This window comes from Gaetbulibacter saemankumensis DSM 17032, from assembly GCF_000425645.1.
Lineage (GTDB): Bacteria > Bacteroidota > Bacteroidia > Flavobacteriales > Flavobacteriaceae > Gaetbulibacter > Gaetbulibacter saemankumensis.
Genome location: NZ_KE384430.1, coordinates 244911 through 260778 on the forward strand (window position 1 = coordinate 244911; position 15868 = coordinate 260778).

18 protein-coding genes are annotated in these 15868 nt (G+C 33.9%); 14 read left to right on the forward strand and 4 right to left on the reverse strand.

The window, feature by feature from the left end:
• Positions 1-54 precede the first annotated feature (54 nt).
• The 12 genes from H611_RS0107775 to H611_RS0107830 all read left to right on the forward strand — a co-directional run bounded on the left by H611_RS0107775 (position 55) and on the right by H611_RS0107830 (position 11107).
• Positions 55-567, forward strand: coding sequence for a hypothetical protein (locus tag H611_RS0107775; protein WP_027137826.1), 513 nt, complete (start codon positions 55-57; stop codon positions 565-567).
• A 129-nt stretch (positions 568-696) separates the two neighbouring features.
• Positions 697-1197: a c-type cytochrome gene (locus H611_RS0107780; protein ID WP_027137827.1), complete on the forward strand. Its 501-nt coding sequence runs from the start codon at positions 697-699 to the stop codon at positions 1195-1197.
• 19 nt (positions 1198-1216) lie between these two features.
• Entirely contained in the window at positions 1217-1792 is a 576-nt protein-coding gene (locus H611_RS0107785; protein ID WP_027137828.1) for a fasciclin domain-containing protein, read from the forward strand.
• A 16-nt stretch (positions 1793-1808) separates the two neighbouring features.
• On the forward strand, positions 1809-3779 hold the full coding sequence (nosZ, locus tag H611_RS0107790) for a Sec-dependent nitrous-oxide reductase (protein WP_027137829.1): 1971 nt from the start codon (positions 1809-1811) through the stop codon (positions 3777-3779).
• Positions 3780-3893: 114 nt separating this feature from the next.
• A complete protein-coding gene (locus H611_RS0107795; RefSeq protein WP_035483662.1) occupies positions 3894-4496 on the forward strand; it encodes a hypothetical protein in 603 nt (200 codons plus the stop codon).
• An 18-nt stretch (positions 4497-4514) separates the two neighbouring features.
• On the forward strand, positions 4515-4952 hold the full coding sequence (locus H611_RS0107800; protein ID WP_027137831.1) for a nitrous oxide reductase accessory protein NosL: 438 nt from the start codon (positions 4515-4517) through the stop codon (positions 4950-4952).
• Between the two features lie 4 nt (positions 4953-4956).
• Positions 4957-6192: a nitrous oxide reductase family maturation protein NosD gene (locus tag H611_RS0107805; protein ID WP_027137832.1), complete on the forward strand. Its 1236-nt coding sequence runs from the start codon at positions 4957-4959 to the stop codon at positions 6190-6192.
• Entirely contained in the window at positions 6186-6893 is a 708-nt protein-coding gene (locus H611_RS0107810; protein WP_027137833.1) for an ABC transporter ATP-binding protein, read from the forward strand. The genes H611_RS0107805 and H611_RS0107810 overlap by 7 nt, the downstream gene beginning before the upstream one ends.
• Positions 6886-7668 carry a nitrous oxide metabolic protein gene (locus tag H611_RS0107815; protein ID WP_027137834.1) on the forward strand — a complete coding sequence of 261 codons (783 nt, stop codon included), beginning with the start codon at positions 6886-6888 and terminating at the stop codon, positions 7666-7668. The genes H611_RS0107810 and H611_RS0107815 overlap by 8 nt, the downstream gene beginning before the upstream one ends.
• 37 nt (positions 7669-7705) lie before the next feature.
• Positions 7706-8101 (forward strand): hypothetical protein, encoded by a 396-nt coding sequence (locus tag H611_RS14510; protein WP_157515068.1) that lies wholly within the window; start codon positions 7706-7708, stop codon positions 8099-8101.
• A 106-nt stretch (positions 8102-8207) separates the two neighbouring features.
• A complete protein-coding gene (locus H611_RS0107825; protein ID WP_027137835.1) occupies positions 8208-9050 on the forward strand; it encodes a hypothetical protein in 843 nt (280 codons plus the stop codon).
• A 56-nt stretch (positions 9051-9106) separates the two neighbouring features.
• The gene (locus H611_RS0107830; RefSeq protein WP_027137836.1) at positions 9107-11107 is read left to right on the forward strand and encodes a TonB-copper family protein; all 2001 of its coding nucleotides are present in this window, start codon (positions 9107-9109) and stop codon (positions 11105-11107) included.
• A 72-nt stretch (positions 11108-11179) separates the two neighbouring features.
• On the opposite strand, the gene ric is transcribed toward H611_RS0107830, so the two are convergent.
• From ric to H611_RS0107850, 4 genes are all read right to left on the reverse strand, one after another.
• Complete coding sequence (gene ric, locus H611_RS0107835) at positions 11180-11917, reverse strand: iron-sulfur cluster repair di-iron protein (RefSeq protein WP_027137837.1); 738 nt, start codon at positions 11915-11917, stop codon at positions 11180-11182.
• A 48-nt stretch (positions 11918-11965) separates the two neighbouring features.
• Complete coding sequence (locus H611_RS0107840) at positions 11966-12400, reverse strand: RrF2 family transcriptional regulator (protein WP_027137838.1); 435 nt, start codon at positions 12398-12400, stop codon at positions 11966-11968.
• A gap of 69 nt (positions 12401-12469) precedes the next feature.
• Positions 12470-12817 carry a hypothetical protein gene (locus tag H611_RS0107845; RefSeq protein ID WP_027137839.1) on the reverse strand — a complete coding sequence of 116 codons (348 nt, stop codon included), beginning with the start codon at positions 12815-12817 and terminating at the stop codon, positions 12470-12472.
• Positions 12817-13791 carry a polyprenyl synthetase family protein gene (locus H611_RS0107850; protein ID WP_027137840.1) on the reverse strand — a complete coding sequence of 325 codons (975 nt, stop codon included), beginning with the start codon at positions 13789-13791 and terminating at the stop codon, positions 12817-12819. The genes H611_RS0107845 and H611_RS0107850 overlap by 1 nt, the downstream gene beginning before the upstream one ends.
• 124 nt (positions 13792-13915) lie before the next feature.
• On the opposite strand from H611_RS0107850, the gene H611_RS0107855 reads away from it, so the two are divergent.
• Entirely contained in the window at positions 13916-14521 is a 606-nt protein-coding gene (locus tag H611_RS0107855) for a TetR/AcrR family transcriptional regulator (protein ID WP_027137841.1), read from the forward strand.
• 3 nt (positions 14522-14524) lie between these two features.
• Entirely contained in the window at positions 14525-15865 is a 1341-nt protein-coding gene (locus H611_RS0107860; protein ID WP_027137842.1) for a TolC family protein, read from the forward strand.
• Positions 15866-15868: the final 3 nt, after the last annotated feature.

Sequence of the window (15868 nt, forward strand, 5' to 3'; positions counted from 1 at the left end):
ATCTTTTTAGTTAATTTATTATAGATTCATAAAAAAGAAAACCTTATTTATAAGATGAATAAAATTTTAGCCCTGTTTATTTTTATTTCTATCGGATTATTTAACAATTCTTACAGCCAACAAAATTCGAGTAATTTCTCAGACCATTTACAATTTGGAGGAGGGATAGGCCTTAGTATAGGCAACGGTTTTTTTAGTGGCACCCTTGCGCCCAGCGTTCTATACAGATTCTCCCCAAAAGCGGCATTAGGCCTCGGACTCAATGCCACATATAACAAAAGTAAAGATTTCTATAAATCTACGGTTTTAGGAGGTAGTTTAATTGGACTCTTTTCCCCAATTCGAAGCTTACAATTATCAGCTGAATTTGAAGAATTACATATTAACCGCAAATACGAAAACTCATTAAACTACCGCAACGACAACTACTGGTACCCTGCATTATTTTTAGGGGCAGGTTACAGAAATGGTCCTGTTACAGTGGGTGTTAGATATGATGTATTATACAAAAGCAGTAAAAGTATTTATGCCGATGCTTGGGCTCCGTTTGTTAGAGTTTACTTCTAATTTTTAATTATTAAACGTTTAACTTATAAAATTCACATCTCAAATTAGGATAATTTTATCCTAAATATGAGATTTATCATATTTTTTAATATTTGATTGAAATATATTTGATTGAAATAAATTCATATTATGAAAGCACTATTAAACATTCTAGCCATCCTATCAATTGTCTTGGCTCTAAGCTGCGGAGGCAAAGCGGAAAAGAAAAAACCCTTCTCCTATGAGAAACAAAGCACAACTGAAACATCCACTACGGTTAAATCTGAAAAATTACCAGCATCAAAAACAGTTGATTTGAAAAATAAGGGCATTGGTCCTATCTCATCCATTACCTTAGATGCTGAGATAAATCAAGAAATGGCAACCCATGGCGCCGATGTATTTAAAAAAATGTGTACTGCCTGCCATAGACCTGACAAAAAATTTATCGGCCCTGCACCAAAAGGTATTTTAGAGCGTCGTACACCAGAATGGGTTATGAATATGATTTTAAACCCGGATGAAATGACGCAAAATGATCCCCTTGCAAGAGAATTACTAATTGAATTCAACGGTTCCCCAATGGCTAATCAAAATTTATCTGAAGAAGATGCCAGAGCTGTACTAGAATATTTTAGAACACTAAAATAATCAACTAACACCACTAAATATGAAAACCATTAAACCAATATGTCTCTTTTTTATATTAGCAGTTGTCCTATGCTCTTGTAAAAATGAAACTAAGGAGACGCAAACCAGTACAACAGAAACCAATGCTCCCTCAGAAAAAACAGGACAAGCTTTTATTCAAGATGACGAAGGCACCCCAAACTGTCTGCAAATAGCACTTAACTCCCCTGACCATAAAACCTTAGTAGCCGCAGTTCAAGCCGCTCAAGTAGAAAATGCCCTTGTAAATGTTGGACCACTCACAGTTTTTGCCCCTACAGACGAAGCCTTTGCAGCGTTACCTGAAGGTACTGTTGAAGACCTAGTGAAACCTGAAAACAAAGCAACCTTAGCTAATATACTGAAATACCATGTAACCCCAGGTAATTTAAGCACAACCATTTTAAGTAAACTCAAAAAATTAGGGCAGGCTAATAATCAGTATGTTCAAATAGAAATTATTGACGGAAAACCTGTTATTGGAGGTGCCAATATTATAGCAAGTGTAAAAGCTGGAAACGGTATTGTTCATGTTGTTGACAAAGTACTTTTACCTCCTTCAGAAGAATCTAACTAAACTAATTTATTATACAATGAAAAATATATTAAAATCTGCAGTAGCCATTTTAAGTATACTTGTAGCTTTCACTAGTTGTAACAATTCAAGTAAATCTGGCGGAAAGTCGGGAGCCCTTGCAGGAAACGTAGCCGAAAAAGTCTATGTAGCTCCAGGTGAACATGATGAATTTTATGCCTTCATTTCTGGTGGTTTCAGTGGACAACTATCTGTTTACGGTTTACCTTCAGGTCGTTTGTTCAAAGTAATTCCAGTGTTCTCCCAAGATGCCGAGAAAGCTTATGGATACAACGAAGAGACCAAACCAATGTTAAACACTTCTCACGGTTTTGTGCCTTGGGATGATTCGCATCACCCAGATATTTCCCAAACCAATGGAGTAATTGATGGTAGATGGGTATTCATAAATGGAAACAACACCCCTCGTATTGCTAAAATTGACTTATCAACTTTTGAAACCACGGAAATTATTGAAGTCCCTAATAGCGCTGGAAACCACAGCTCCTCATTTGTAACGGAAAACACAGAGTATGTAGTTGCGGGAACTCGCTTTTCGATTCCAATTCCACAAAAAGACATGCCAATTAAAGACTATAAAGGCAATTTTAAGGGGGCGCTATCTTTTATTTCTGTAGATCCTGAACATGGACATATGGATATCAAGTTTCAATTAATCATGCCTGGATTCGATTATGATCTGGCACATCCTGGACGTGGAGCTTCACATGGGTGGTTCTTCTTCTCTACTTACAACTCGGAAGAAGCCAGTACCCTCCTGGAAGTCAACGCATCACAAAACGACAAAGATTTTATTGCTGCCGTTAACTGGAAAAAAATTGAAGAATATGTAAATAACGGAGGCGGAACAATGATGCCGGCCAACTACGCCCATAACGTGTACGATGAGAGCACGCATACAGCAAAATCAACCATGAAAAAAGAAGTTTTGGTAGTAAATCCAGCCGATGTTCCAGGTGCTGTATATTTATTACCGACTCCTAAATCACCTCATGGCTGTGATGTTGACCCTTCAGGCGAATACATTGTAGGTAATGGGAAACTCTCTGCCAATTTAACAGTACACTCATTTACCAAAATGTTGAATGCTATAGCAGACAAAAAAATAGCAGGCGATGCCTATGGTATTCCTATTTTAAATTTTGAAGATGTTTTAGCAGGCGTTGTTGAACAACCAGGATTAGGACCTTTGCATACCGAATTTGACGGCAAAGGAAATGCCTACACCACCTTCTTTATTTCGTCGGAAGTAGTTAAATGGAAACTCGGAACCTGGGAAGTGGTCGATAGACAACCTTGTTACTACTCTGTAGGTCATCTAATGATTCCAGGCGGAAACTCGCAAAAACCTTTTGGAAAATATGTTGTTGCCATGAATAAAATAACAAAAGACCGTTATTTACCCACAGGGCCGGAAGTAACACAATCTGCTCAACTCTACGATATTTCAGGAGAAAAAATGGAATTACTTCTAGACTTCCCTACAGTTGGTGAACCACACTATGCAGCAGGATGTCCTGCCGATTTAATAAAACCGAGATCTAAAAAAATATTTAAACTAGAAGACAACAACCACCCTTACGCTGCTAAAAGTGAAGCCGACACAAAAGTTGTTAGGGATGGTAATGTCGTACATATTTACATGACTACTATTCGTTCTCATTTTGCGCCTGATAATATCGAAGGCATTAAAGTTGGCGATAAAGTATATTTCCACATTACAAACCTTGAACAGGATTATGATGTACCGCATGGTGTGAGTATAATTGGAGCAAACACCTCTGAGTTATTGATTATGCCAGGGCAAACAGAAACTTTCGTTTGGGAACCAAAACAAGTAGGTGTGTGGCCTTTCTATTGTACAGATTTCTGTTCGGCATTACATCAAGAAATGCAAGGATATGTTCGAGTATCTCCAGCTAACTCAAATACTCCTTTAAAATGGTCTTTGGGTGAAGACATAGAATAATACTATATTTATAAGTTATTCTCATATTGCAAGTAAAAGTAATGGCGAGAGTGGATTTCGCTCTCGCCTTATTTCTTAAAACACTTCTTAATTAACACAACAGTTCTAGAACTTATGAAAAAGTCTAATCTAATCATGTTAATAGCGGCTTTATTACCTCTAGGGCTCTTTATTTTTCCTCTTTGGAAAATTACCCTCGAAGCGCCTCAATACCCGACCCCATTAGGCATGTATATTCATATTAACGATTTTTCCGATGTTCATCCTCACGATATAAAAAATATTAACTTAATGAATCATTATGTGGGCATGAAATATATTCCTGAATCCATTCCTGAATTTAAAATATTCCCAATTGCTATTATTGCTTCCTCAATTATTGGATTATTAATTGCTTTTATAGGTAATTATAAGTGGTTCTTAGCTTGGTTTATATTAATGGTGATTATGTGTTCTGCAGGCTTGTATGATTTTTATCTATGGGAACACAACTATGGTCACGACCTTGACCCTAAAGCCATCATGAAATTCACCAATCCAGATGGTTCTGTCATGGGATTTCAACCGCCATTATTCGGAAGTAAAAACATTCTTAATTTTCGAGCACACTCTTATCCTCAACTAGGAGGTCTTTTTCTTGGCTTTGGAATACTAACTTCCTTATTAGCATATTATATTGGTAAAAAAATTAAAAAATCATCTTTTAAAATAGGTTAATTTTAAACATCCGAAATTATGAAAGCACTAACACATTACCTTAGCTTCTCTCTTATGCTCTTACTTTTCAACTGTAATGTGACTCCAAAACCAATAGCATATGGTAGCGATGCTTGTCACTTTTGCAGAATGACCATTGTCGATAAAGTGCATGCAGCCGAAGTTGTAACTAACAAAGGAAAGGTTTATAAATTTGATGCTACCGAATGTATGCTTAACTTCATGAAAGAATTTGATACCGCTGAAATTAAATTATTCTTAGCGAACGACTATTTAGAGCCAGAATCTCTTATCGATGGAACAAAAGCAACCTTTCTTATTAGTAAAAAAATTCCAAGTCCAATGGGTGCTTTTTTATCAGCTTTTAAATCTCATGAAGAAGCCAAAAGTATACAGTCCCAAAAAGGAGGTCAACTCTATACTTGGGAAAATATTCAAAAAAAATTTAACAACTAAATTCATGGCAAAAAGTTTCCTTTTTTTATTAGTCATGACTATGACTTGCTTCAGCTATGCTCAAAAAATAAATGTATGTGAAACATGCCCAATTTCTTCAATAAAAAAAGCCATTTCTGAAGCAAATAATTCTGACACTATTATCATAAAAAAAGGAACCTACAAAGAACACAATATACTAATAGATAAACCACTAACCCTTATTGGAGAAAACTACCCTACAATAGATGGAGAAATGAAAGGCGAAGTTCTTACCATAGTTGCAGACCATGTAACTGTTGATGGCTTATTCATTAAAAATGTTGGCACAAGCTACACCGAAGACTATGCTGCGATTCGGGTAAAACGAAGCAATAACTTTTTAATTCAAAACCTAGTTCTTGAAAAATTATTCTTTGGTATTTATCTAGAAAAAGCTAATAATGGACGCGTATTCCACAATAAAATAATTGGTAATGCAGAAGAAGAATACAATTCAGGCAATGGCATACAGCTATGGTACAGCAATTATATTGAAATAGAGCATAATTACATAGAACAAGTTAGAGATGGTATTTATTTAGAATTTGCTAATAACTGCACTATAAAAAACAATATAAGCGCCAAAAACTTACGCTATGGCTTACATTTTATGTTTTCAAATAATGATACTTACCAAAACAATACTTTTGAAGATAATGGAGCAGGAGTAGCTGTAATGTTTTCAAAAAACATAAAAATGCTCGACAACGTCTTTCAAAAAAACTGGGGAACAGCCTCTTATGGTTTACTTTTAAAAGAAATTAACGATGCTGAAATAACAAGAAACACCTTTAGCAAAAACACTATTGCTATTAATATTGAAGGTTCAAACCGTATTAATTACACCAATAATAACTTTAAAAATAATGGTTGGGCTATAAAAGTAAGAGGAGCATGTTATAACAATTATTTCACGAAAAATAATTTTTTATACAATTCCTTCGACATTTCCTACAATAGCAAAGTTAATGATAATAAGTTCGACAAAAACTATTGGAGTAATTACACGGGTTACGACTTAAACAAGGATGGCATTGGGGATGTCCCCTACAGACCTATAAAACTATTTTCCTATATTGTAAATAAAACCCCCGAAACCATTATTTTACTTCGTAGTTTATTTATCGATATCATTGACTTTTCGGAAAAAGTTTCACCAATATTTACCCCTGATAATTTATTAGACAACAACCCCTATGTAAAGCAAATTGAATGGTAACAATTAAAAATCTATATAAATCTTTTGGAAAAAACGACGTACTAAAAGGTCTTGACCTAGAAATAAATAACGCTGGTATTTTTGCTATTCTAGGGCCTAATGGGTCAGGAAAAACCACATTAATAAAATCTATTCTAGGTATGGTAATTCCTAATAAAGGAACTATTAATGTCCAAAATGAAAACATAAAAAACAATTCTAACTATAGACATAAAATAGATTACTTACCACAAATAGCAAATTTTCCTAGTAACTTAAAAGTTAAAGAACTTATCCGGATGATTAAAGACTTAAGAGGTAAATCGACCCTAGACACATCTTTAATTACAACTTTTCAGCTAGAACCTTTTCTAAATAAAAAATTAGGAAATTTATCGGGCGGAACCAAACAAAAAGTAAATATCGTCCTTACTTTTATGTTCAATAGCCCCATAATTATTTTAGACGAACCCACAACGGGCTTAGACCCTATTTCGCTTATAAGATTAAAAGCCTTAATACAAACCGAAAAAGAAAAAGGAAAAACCATTATAATCACCTCCCATATTATGAGTTTTGTTGAAGAAGTAGCCGATGAAATTGTGTTCTTACTTGAAGGACAAATATATTTTAAAGGCAGTATTTCCAAATTGAAATCCCAAACAAAACAACCCGATTTTGAACACGCAATTGCGTCAATTTTACAAGAAAACCATGCTTAAAATATTAAAATATAGTTTTTATGATTTAATGCGCAGCCGCTGGAGCTATGTGTATTTTTTATTTTACCTATTACTGGGCGTGATACTGTTATTTCTAAATAACGATTTATCTAAAGCTATCATTACCCTAATGAATATTATAATTATCCTTGTTCCTTTAATAGGTACCATTTTCGGGGTCATGTATTATTACAACTCAAAAGAATTTACAGAATTGTTATTGGCGCAACCCCTTAAACGATCCTCCATATTTTTAGGTCAATATTTTGGAGTAGCCCTATCGCTTTCAATGAGTTTAGTTTTAGGCTTAGGTATCCCCTTTATCTTTTATGGACTCTTCAAATCTGCCGTTATTTGGGATTTTTCATTACTACTTATCAACGGTTCTCTTTTAACGTTCATATTTACAGCTTTGGCTTTTAACATTGCCCTTTCGAACGAAAATAGAATAAAGGGTTTCGGTTTTGCTATACTGCTTTGGCTTGCTTTGGCCATAATATACGATGGTTTTTTTCTCATGTCTCTAATTATTTTCGAAGACTACCCATTAGACCAACTATCAATTGCAGGCACCATGCTTAACCCGATAGATTTATCAAGAACACTTATATTACTTAAATTAGATATATCGGCTTTACTAGGATATACTGGTGCTGTATTTAAAAAATTCTTCGGGACAAATCTAGGGTTAATTGTTTCCTTTGTAATGCTCTTTATGTGGGTAATACTTCCAATTCTTAGAATTGTTAATAAATCGAAGAAGAAAGATTTCTAAAGCAGAATACATGTGTCTTTTTAACTATCTTCGCGCCATGATTAAGATTTTGGCTAATAAAATCATAGCTTTAGTATTAGTAACAATATTTCTTGCTAATAATATTAGAACTTTGACTGTTGTTGGTAACTTTGTTATTAACCAAGATTTTATTGCTAAAACATTATGCATTCAAAAAGACAATCAACAAGGGTGTAACGGTAAATGTCATTTAAAAAAGGAACTCCAAAAAACCTCTTCAAATCCTAATTCAGACAAAAGCCTACCTGAAAACAAACGTCAATCACTTGATGTTTTTTACGTTTCAGACATTAACTACTTAAAGAAGCAACTTGTAAGGCTTCAATTAGAAAAGAACCTGACTTGTTTTAATCTACCCAAAATCAATAAAACGTATTTAGATATAGATACACCTCCACCTAATTTCATTTAGTTTTTCAGTTTAAAAATCACATTGATTTTACTCCATATCCGGTCTAATTATATACAGACGGGATGGCGGTTTATGAACTTATATTATACTTTTTAAAAAACACAAAATGAAAATTAAATATCTATTGCCTCTCCTATTTATAACATTATTATCCGTTTCTTGTTCAACTGATAACACCAATACTCCTCATGATGAAACCGAAGGATTACTTAAAATTCAAGACTTTAGCAACGGCGACTATACCATCGAAGTTTACAGTAAATCTGGGTTATTTTATACAGGTTATAACCACATAAGTTTAAGAATAAAAAATCTTAACACTAATAAATACCTTGAAAATGCCAACATAGAATGGATGCCCGTTATGCAAATGCCTACCATGGAGCATTCCTGTCCCAAATCGGAAATTACAAAAGTTGAGAACAAACAAACCATATATGAAGGCTATATTATTTACCAAATGACGGGCATGAATGGCTCTGGGTGGTCTTTAACCTTTAATTTCACAATCGATGGTGTAAATCATACTATTAAAGACACGATAAACTTAATTCAGAGTGATTTACAAAATGTAACCTCTTTTACTGGGACCGACGAAGTACGTTACATAATTGCTTTAGTAGAACCTAACCAGCCAGTAATTGGAACCAACAAAATAAAAGCAGGGCTTTTTGAAATGGAAAGCATGATGAATTTTACTGAAGTCACAGACTACACCATAGCTTTGGATCCACGAATGCCATCTATGGGGAACCACACTTCTCCATACAATAAAGATTTAAGCTACAACAGTACAGACAGGATGTACTACGGTGATTTATCCCTAACCATGACCGGATACTGGGTACTTAACCTAAAATTACTAAATGAGGAAAACTCTGTTTTAAAAGGTGAAGACATTACAGAAAGTAATGCAAAAAGTTCGCTTTATTTAGAAATAGAATTTTAACTAAAATCTTAAGCCTGTACCGTGATTTCATGGTACAGGCTAAATTCATTTCTGATATGAAAAGATTAATCTTTAGCTTCTTTAGTGTAATTGTGAGCTGGTATAACTTTGCTCAAAACAATAATTTCGCCACACAAAAAGACACTACACATTTGGATGAAATCCAAATAATTGGACGCCATAAACTCAGCCATTACCGTCAAGAAAAAACCCTATCCAGTATTGACGATTATTTAGAAAAGGCCAACAAAATCACCATGATAAAACGTGGTAATTATGCTTGGGAACCAACTTTAAATAATATGGCTAGCGAGCGCCTTAACATCACTATTGATGGCATGCAAATTTTTGGCGCCTGTACTGATAAAATGGACCCTATTACATCCTATGTCGATGTCTCCAACCTAGACAATGTAAATATAGGCTCTGGCCAGTCCGGTAACGAAAATGGCCATTGTATTGGTGGCAGCATTGATTTAAAACTTCCCGATTCTAAATTTTATGAATCTGGCCTTAAAACAAGTGTCGATTTAGGTTACGAAACCAATGGTAATTATAAGATAAGCGGCTTAGATTTAGAATACTCTGGTAAATCATTCTATTTTAATCTTGATGGGATTTTCAGGAAATCAGATAATTACAAATCCGGTAACAATCAGGAAGTTTTGTATTCGCAATTTCAAAAATACAACTTGTCACTACAAACAGGAATAAAAGTTTCTGAAAACCACTCAATCGATGCCAATATTATTTATGATAAAGCAAACGATGTTGGCTACCCTGCCCTGCCCATGGATGTATCTTTAGCAGAAGCTGTAATTACTTCATTGTCGCATAATTACAGTAACAATTCAAATTTTATAAAAACCCTAGAATCCAAGCTGTATTTTAATTCTATTACGCATATTATGGACGACAGCAAACGTCCGGATGTACCAATTCGTATGGACATGCCTGGGTGGAGTAACACTTTTGGTTTTTATAGCAAAGCCCAGGTTTCTACGAATAAACATCATTCCTCTTTTAATTTAAATGGTTATTACAACCAGTCCCTTGCAGAAATGACTATGTATCCTAATAACTCTAATGAGCCTGATATGTTTATGCACACATGGCCTGATATTAGAACCTTAAACACTGGGTTTTTTGTTAAGGATATTTACCAGATAAACTCGAACGCAGCTATTACCAATTCGGCGAGATTAAGTTATCAAAACAACAGAATTGCTAAAGAGGAAGGTTTAGAAAGTTTAAAAATATTTTACCCTGACATTGAAGCTAACAAAAGTCGCATACTTACAAGTATAGTTTCAGTTTACAATTTCAAAAAAGAGCAATACAGCTATAGTTTTGGATTAGGGTATGGTTCCCGCGCTCCTTCGGTAAGCGAAGGTTATGCCTTTTATATTTTTAATAGTTACGACAATTTTGATTATATAGGAAATCCGAATTTAAAAAACGAAAAAGCATTGGAGGTCAATTTCAGTTCCAGTATGCATAAGAATAACTTTCATATTGGTATCGAAGCCTCATATTTTCGCATATCAGATTACATAATTGGAGATATCGACCCAACTATTAGTCCTATGACTATTGGTGCTAATGGAGTGAAACTACACAAATCTTTAGATTATGCGACTATTTTTGACATATATCTAAACTCCAGCTACCAGCTATCTTCTAAATTTTCGGTTAACGGCACCATAGGGTACAATTATGGCAAAGCTAGTAACAGGAAGTATTTACCTTTTATCAAACCTCTTTCGTATTTAGCAGAAATTAACTATTCAACCCAGAAATTTAATGCTGCAATTCAATTAACAGGAAACGGTAACCAAAGTCAGTACAGCAGTTTTTATGGTGAAAACAAAACACCAGCTTACGCTCTTCTAAATTGTAATTTGGGTAATGCATTCGACTATAACAATAACAAAATTGTTTTAAAATATGGTATTGAAAACCTTTTAGACACTAAATATTCAACATTTGCAGATTGGAACGGTATTCTAAGACAAGGGCGTAATTTTTACATTAACCTGTCTTTTATTTTGAAATAATACAGGCTGAATAAAGTAAAAAATCCGGAATACAAGCTCCCGGATTTTTTTTAATTCCACATTAAAAAAACTTTATTCTGTAAATTGCTTCTCTAACTTAACTGCTTGTGGAAATAAAATATTATTCTCTAAATGAATATGCAGGTGTAAATCCTGTTCAAACTCTTCCAGCATGGCATAGGTTACTCTGAAGGTATTGCAAGCATCTGCTGGTGGATTATAATTATTAGTTAATGCGGCAATCTCTCTAAAACGCACACCTTCATTATCATGCTCATGCTTCATCATTTGAATAGGATTTTCTACTGTTCCGAATTGAGGCACCTCTATTGCTTCATGACTAAACGTAGCTGCGACCATTTTTTTCACAAAAGGAAATAATACAAGTTCCTCTTTTTTCATATGTACTGCCAACTCTCCTGCCGATGCTGTAAACAGTTTATTTATTTCAAATAATTCCGGATGTCTCTCCCCATGTACCCTGCAAAGTTTCTCTAAAAATTGTGACAATACTGGTATTTTGGCCTCTACATACCTATGATGTTTTTTTTCAATATAGTCTATTAACAAGTCCAGTGGCCAAGACTTATAATCGATAGTTTGATCTGGCTTAGAGTTTAAAACAGCTTCTAAACTATCTAATATATCATTTTCATCAATCCCATTTTTTTTGCATACTTCTTCAATTGTTCTATGACCTCTACAGCAAAAATCGATGCCATAATTTACAAATACTGCAGCAGTCCTAAAATCGTCTGCTACAAATTCCCCTACTTGTTTTTGGGCATTATTAATATTTAGTATTTTCATAATTAATTTTATTTCGGATAATTCTATCCTATTTATTAGTAAATTTTTTTAAACCTTTAAAAATGATAATCCTGACTTTATATTTAATGCCAGTTCTTCTAAACTAGTATTTTCTAACATATATTTTAATTCTTCTCTTACGCGCTTAAATTTATCATGTACTGGACAGGGATGATTTTCGTTACATTGATTTAAGCCTAAACCACATCCTTTATAGATAGTATCACCATCAATAGCATTCACAATTTGAGATAGTTTAATACGACCAATTTTTTCTTTTGGTATTTCAAAACCACCATATGCTCCTTTAACAGAAAAAACAATATCGTGCTTTACTAAGGCTTGTAATATTTTGGCCGTAAATGCCTTAGGAGAATCTATTTCAAGCGCAATTGCCTTAGGCGTAACTCGATTTCCTTCATAGGATTGGGTTGCGATATAAATTGCCGCCTTAATACCATACTCACATGCTTTAGAAAACATAAACTCCTATTAATTGAATTACAAAAGTACAAATTAAAATCAATTAAGACAAAAATATCCTAATTGATTTTAATAATTATTTTTATACCACACTTTCTGCCATTCCCGTTTAAGTATCAAGAAAGCAACTTCTTCAGATAATTTAAGCGTATCACTCCCATCTAAAGTTTTAATTTGACGCTCGGAAACATCAGTAATATAAAGCAAATTTAAATAATCACTAAACTTATGTTGTATTAAATTATAAATAGTCTCATGTAACCGTAGTTGGAGGCTTGATGGCAAAATAGACTCATGAAAATCTAAATTTATATTTGCCAGCAAAAAGTCTTTATTTAATTGTTTTATTAATTTATCATAAAGATCAAATTTATTTACCTCTTCAACCAATGCCTCAAAACTTACTGGTAGTTGCATTACACATTTCTATTCATTAAACTATTACCAAAATCTCGCAATAAGACCTTTTTATCGTCGGTGATATCCAAATCATCTAACACTTGAAACGCTTTATTTGTATAGTCAACAATAGCAACTTTAGTAGCTTCGGCAGCTCCAGACGAAACAAATAGTTCTTTTACGGTTTTAACCTTTTCTGAAGCATCCACAACATCTATACTAAACAAATGCTGAAGCTCCAACACTTCGCTATCATTAAGAAACTCTTGAGCTTTCAAATACAAATAAGTCTTCTTATTTTCAATAATGTCTCCTCCCACTTGTTTTCCGAAGGTTTTAGGATCCCCAAAAGCATCTAAATAATCGTCCTGTAATTGAAAAGCAATACCTAAATTTTTTCCGAAATGATAAATTAATTCCTGATCCTTAGCACTCGCCTTAGCTACAATGGCTCCCATTTGCATAGCAGCACCAACTAAAACCGCTGTTTTATACTCGATCATTTTTAGGTATTCTGCAATAGTAACATCATCACGAGTTTCAAAATCTACATCATATTGCTGACCTTCACAGACCTTTAAAGCCGTTCTACTAAATAATTTTGCAAGCTCCTGAAAGGTATAAGCATCATAATTCTCGAAAAGTTGATACGCCATAATGAGCATGGCATCACCAGAAAGAATCCCTGTATTTACATCCCACTTTTCATGTACAGTTTCTTTACCTCTTCTCAAAGGTGCATCATCCATAATATCGTCATGAACCAAAGAAAAGTTATGAAACACCTCAATACTTAAGGCCGCATTAAGTGCATGTTTATATTCAGAATTAAAAATATCTGCAGTCATTAAAGTTAAAACTGGCCTGAGTCTTTTACCTCCTAAACCCAATATATAATTTATCGGTGCATACAGGTTTTCAGGTTCTTTACGGGTTACATAAGCTTCTAGATATGTAACAAATTCCTCTTGATAATTTTCTATTGAAAGCATGAAACAAAAATAAATTAAATACCCGTACTAAAAAGAAGGAATAAAAGTTTCATGTTAAAAAATTGTAAAACTTAGGAAACTTTTTTTGTATTTAAAGTTTCCTGATTTACATTTGCAGCATATTATGAGAGCAAAAATTATTGAAAAAGCTTCCGACATGTTCTTAACTCTTGGTGCTAAAAGTGTTACAATGGATGATATTGCCAATGAATTAGGTATATCTAAAAAAACCATATACGTTCATTTCAAGAATAAAACAAAATTAGTAGAAGCCGTCGTATTTGAAGTATTTGAAACTGTATGTAACGGCATAGATTGCGTTTGCAATACGGCCGAAAACCCTATAGAAGAACTTTACCAGATTAAAGTACTTGTAATGGAATACCTACACAAAAAGAAGGCGTCTCCACAATATCAGCTAAAAAAATACTATCCGGACATTTATAGACGATTAAATCTTAAACAGTTCGAGAAAATGCACGTATCTATTAGGGAAAGTTTACAAAAAGGAATTAACATGGGACTTTTTAGACCTGACTTAGACGTTGATTTAGTTTCCCGATTTTACTTTAATGGTATGTCAGGAATAAGAGATTCCGACTATTTCCCTCATGAAATATTTAACATGGAATATCTTATGGAAAGTTTCTTAGAATATCACCTCCGTGCTATTACTACGGAAAAAGGCTTACACATATTAAACGAACATCTTACATCAAATCAATCATAAAACATGAAACACAAACTAATTTTACTGTTTAGTTTATTACTATCAATCTATGGATACTCCCAGGAAAACTCACAAAGTTTTTCATTACAAGAGGCCATCGATTTTGCATTAGAGAATAATCGAATTGCAAAAAATGCGGCTCGCGATATTGAAGCCGCGAAAAAACAAAAATGGGAGACTACCGCTACAGGTCTTCCTCAAATTAGCGCATCCATAGATTACCAAAATTTCTTAAAACAGCAGGTATCATTAATACCTGCAGAATTTTTTGGTGGTAACCCTGGAGAATTTCAAGAAGTAATTTTCGGCACAGAACAAAGTATTATGGCTACCGCTACATTGCGACAAAAAGTTTTTGATGGCTCATATATTGTAGGGCTGCAGTCTGCTAAAGTGTTTTTAGAAATTTCAAAAAATGCCAAAGAAAAAACAGATCTTGAGGTTAGAAAAGCTGTCATAGAAGCCTATGGCAATGTACTCTTGGGAGAAGAAAGTGTTAATATTTTAGAACGCAATGCAGCTACACTTGAAAAAAACCTGAATGAAACGACTAAACTTTTCGAAAATGGTCTGGAAGAACAAGAAAGTGTGGAGCAGCTTCAAATTACTTTATCAAGTATTCTAAGTGATCTTAACAACCTAACACGCTTAAGAGACTTAGCCTATAAAATGCTGAACATCTCGCTCGGATTAGACATTAACACACCAATTGTTTTAAGCGATAATCTAGAAACTCTATCGAAACAAAATATGTCGCTGGAATTGTTAACAGCCGATGAAACTATAGAAAATACAATCGACTATCAAATAGCAGAAAACGATATGTTTTCTAAAGAACTATTATTGAAGTTAGAACGAAGCAAAGCCTTACCAACGCTTGATGCATTTCTTAACGGAGGATATTCCGGATTTGGTAATGAATTTAATTTTGCTCAAAAGGAACAAAAATGGTTCGGCTCTTCGCTATTCGGCGTAAGCTTAAACATACCTATTTTTAGTTCCCTACAACGAAGTGCTGCTTCGCAACGCGCTAAAATTAATTTAGACAAAGCACAGGACAATTTAACACAAAGAGAACAAGAAATTAAACTGGAAATCGCTTCGGCAAAAAGCAATTATCAATTTGCTATCGAAGACTACGAAAACAAAAAACAAAACCTCAATCTTGCCGAACGCATTCAAACAAAAAATGAAACCAAGTTTTTTGAAGGTATTGGCTCTAGTTTCGAATTACGTCAGGCCCAAACACAACTTTATACTGCCCAACGAGAATATTTAGAAGCCATGATAAGTGTTTTAAACAACAAGGCGGCTTTAGAAACCATTTTAAATACGGTTAATTAATCA

Bases quoted from the DNA above. Each gene is read 5' to 3' on its own strand.
- H611_RS0107800 (WP_027137831.1), top strand. From the start codon at position 4,515: ATGAAAGCACTAACACATTACCTTAGCTTCTCTCTTATGCTCTTACTT.
- H611_RS0107825 (WP_027137835.1), top strand. From the start codon at position 8,208: ATGAAAATTAAATATCTATTGCCTCTCCTATTTATAACATTATTATCC.
- H611_RS0107805 (WP_027137832.1), top strand. From the start codon at position 4,957: ATGGCAAAAAGTTTCCTTTTTTTATTAGTCATGACTATGACTTGCTTC.
- nosZ (WP_027137829.1), top strand. From the start codon at position 1,809: ATGAAAAATATATTAAAATCTGCAGTAGCCATTTTAAGTATACTTGTA.
- H611_RS0107775 (WP_027137826.1), top strand. From the start codon at position 55: ATGAATAAAATTTTAGCCCTGTTTATTTTTATTTCTATCGGATTATTT.
- H611_RS0107860 (WP_027137842.1), top strand. From the start codon at position 14,525: ATGAAACACAAACTAATTTTACTGTTTAGTTTATTACTATCAATCTAT.
- H611_RS0107795 (WP_035483662.1), top strand. From the start codon at position 3,894: ATGAAAAAGTCTAATCTAATCATGTTAATAGCGGCTTTATTACCTCTA.
- H611_RS0107845 (WP_027137839.1), bottom strand. From the start codon at position 12,817: ATGCAACTACCAGTAAGTTTTGAGGCATTGGTTGAAGAGGTAAATAAA.
- H611_RS0107815 (WP_027137834.1), top strand. From the start codon at position 6,886: ATGCTTAAAATATTAAAATATAGTTTTTATGATTTAATGCGCAGCCGC.
- H611_RS0107830 (WP_027137836.1), top strand. From the start codon at position 9,107: ATGAAAAGATTAATCTTTAGCTTCTTTAGTGTAATTGTGAGCTGGTAT.
- H611_RS0107840 (WP_027137838.1), bottom strand. From the start codon at position 12,400: ATGTTTTCTAAAGCATGTGAGTATGGTATTAAGGCGGCAATTTATATC.
- H611_RS0107780 (WP_027137827.1), top strand. From the start codon at position 697: ATGAAAGCACTATTAAACATTCTAGCCATCCTATCAATTGTCTTGGCT.
- H611_RS0107855 (WP_027137841.1), top strand. From the start codon at position 13,916: ATGAGAGCAAAAATTATTGAAAAAGCTTCCGACATGTTCTTAACTCTT.
- H611_RS0107785 (WP_027137828.1), top strand. From the start codon at position 1,217: ATGAAAACCATTAAACCAATATGTCTCTTTTTTATATTAGCAGTTGTC.
- H611_RS14510 (WP_157515068.1), top strand. From the start codon at position 7,706: ATGATTAAGATTTTGGCTAATAAAATCATAGCTTTAGTATTAGTAACA.
- H611_RS0107850 (WP_027137840.1), bottom strand. From the start codon at position 13,791: ATGCTTTCAATAGAAAATTATCAAGAGGAATTTGTTACATATCTAGAA.
- H611_RS0107810 (WP_027137833.1), top strand. From the start codon at position 6,186: ATGGTAACAATTAAAAATCTATATAAATCTTTTGGAAAAAACGACGTA.
- ric (WP_027137837.1), bottom strand. From the start codon at position 11,917: ATGAAAATACTAAATATTAATAATGCCCAAAAACAAGTAGGGGAATTT.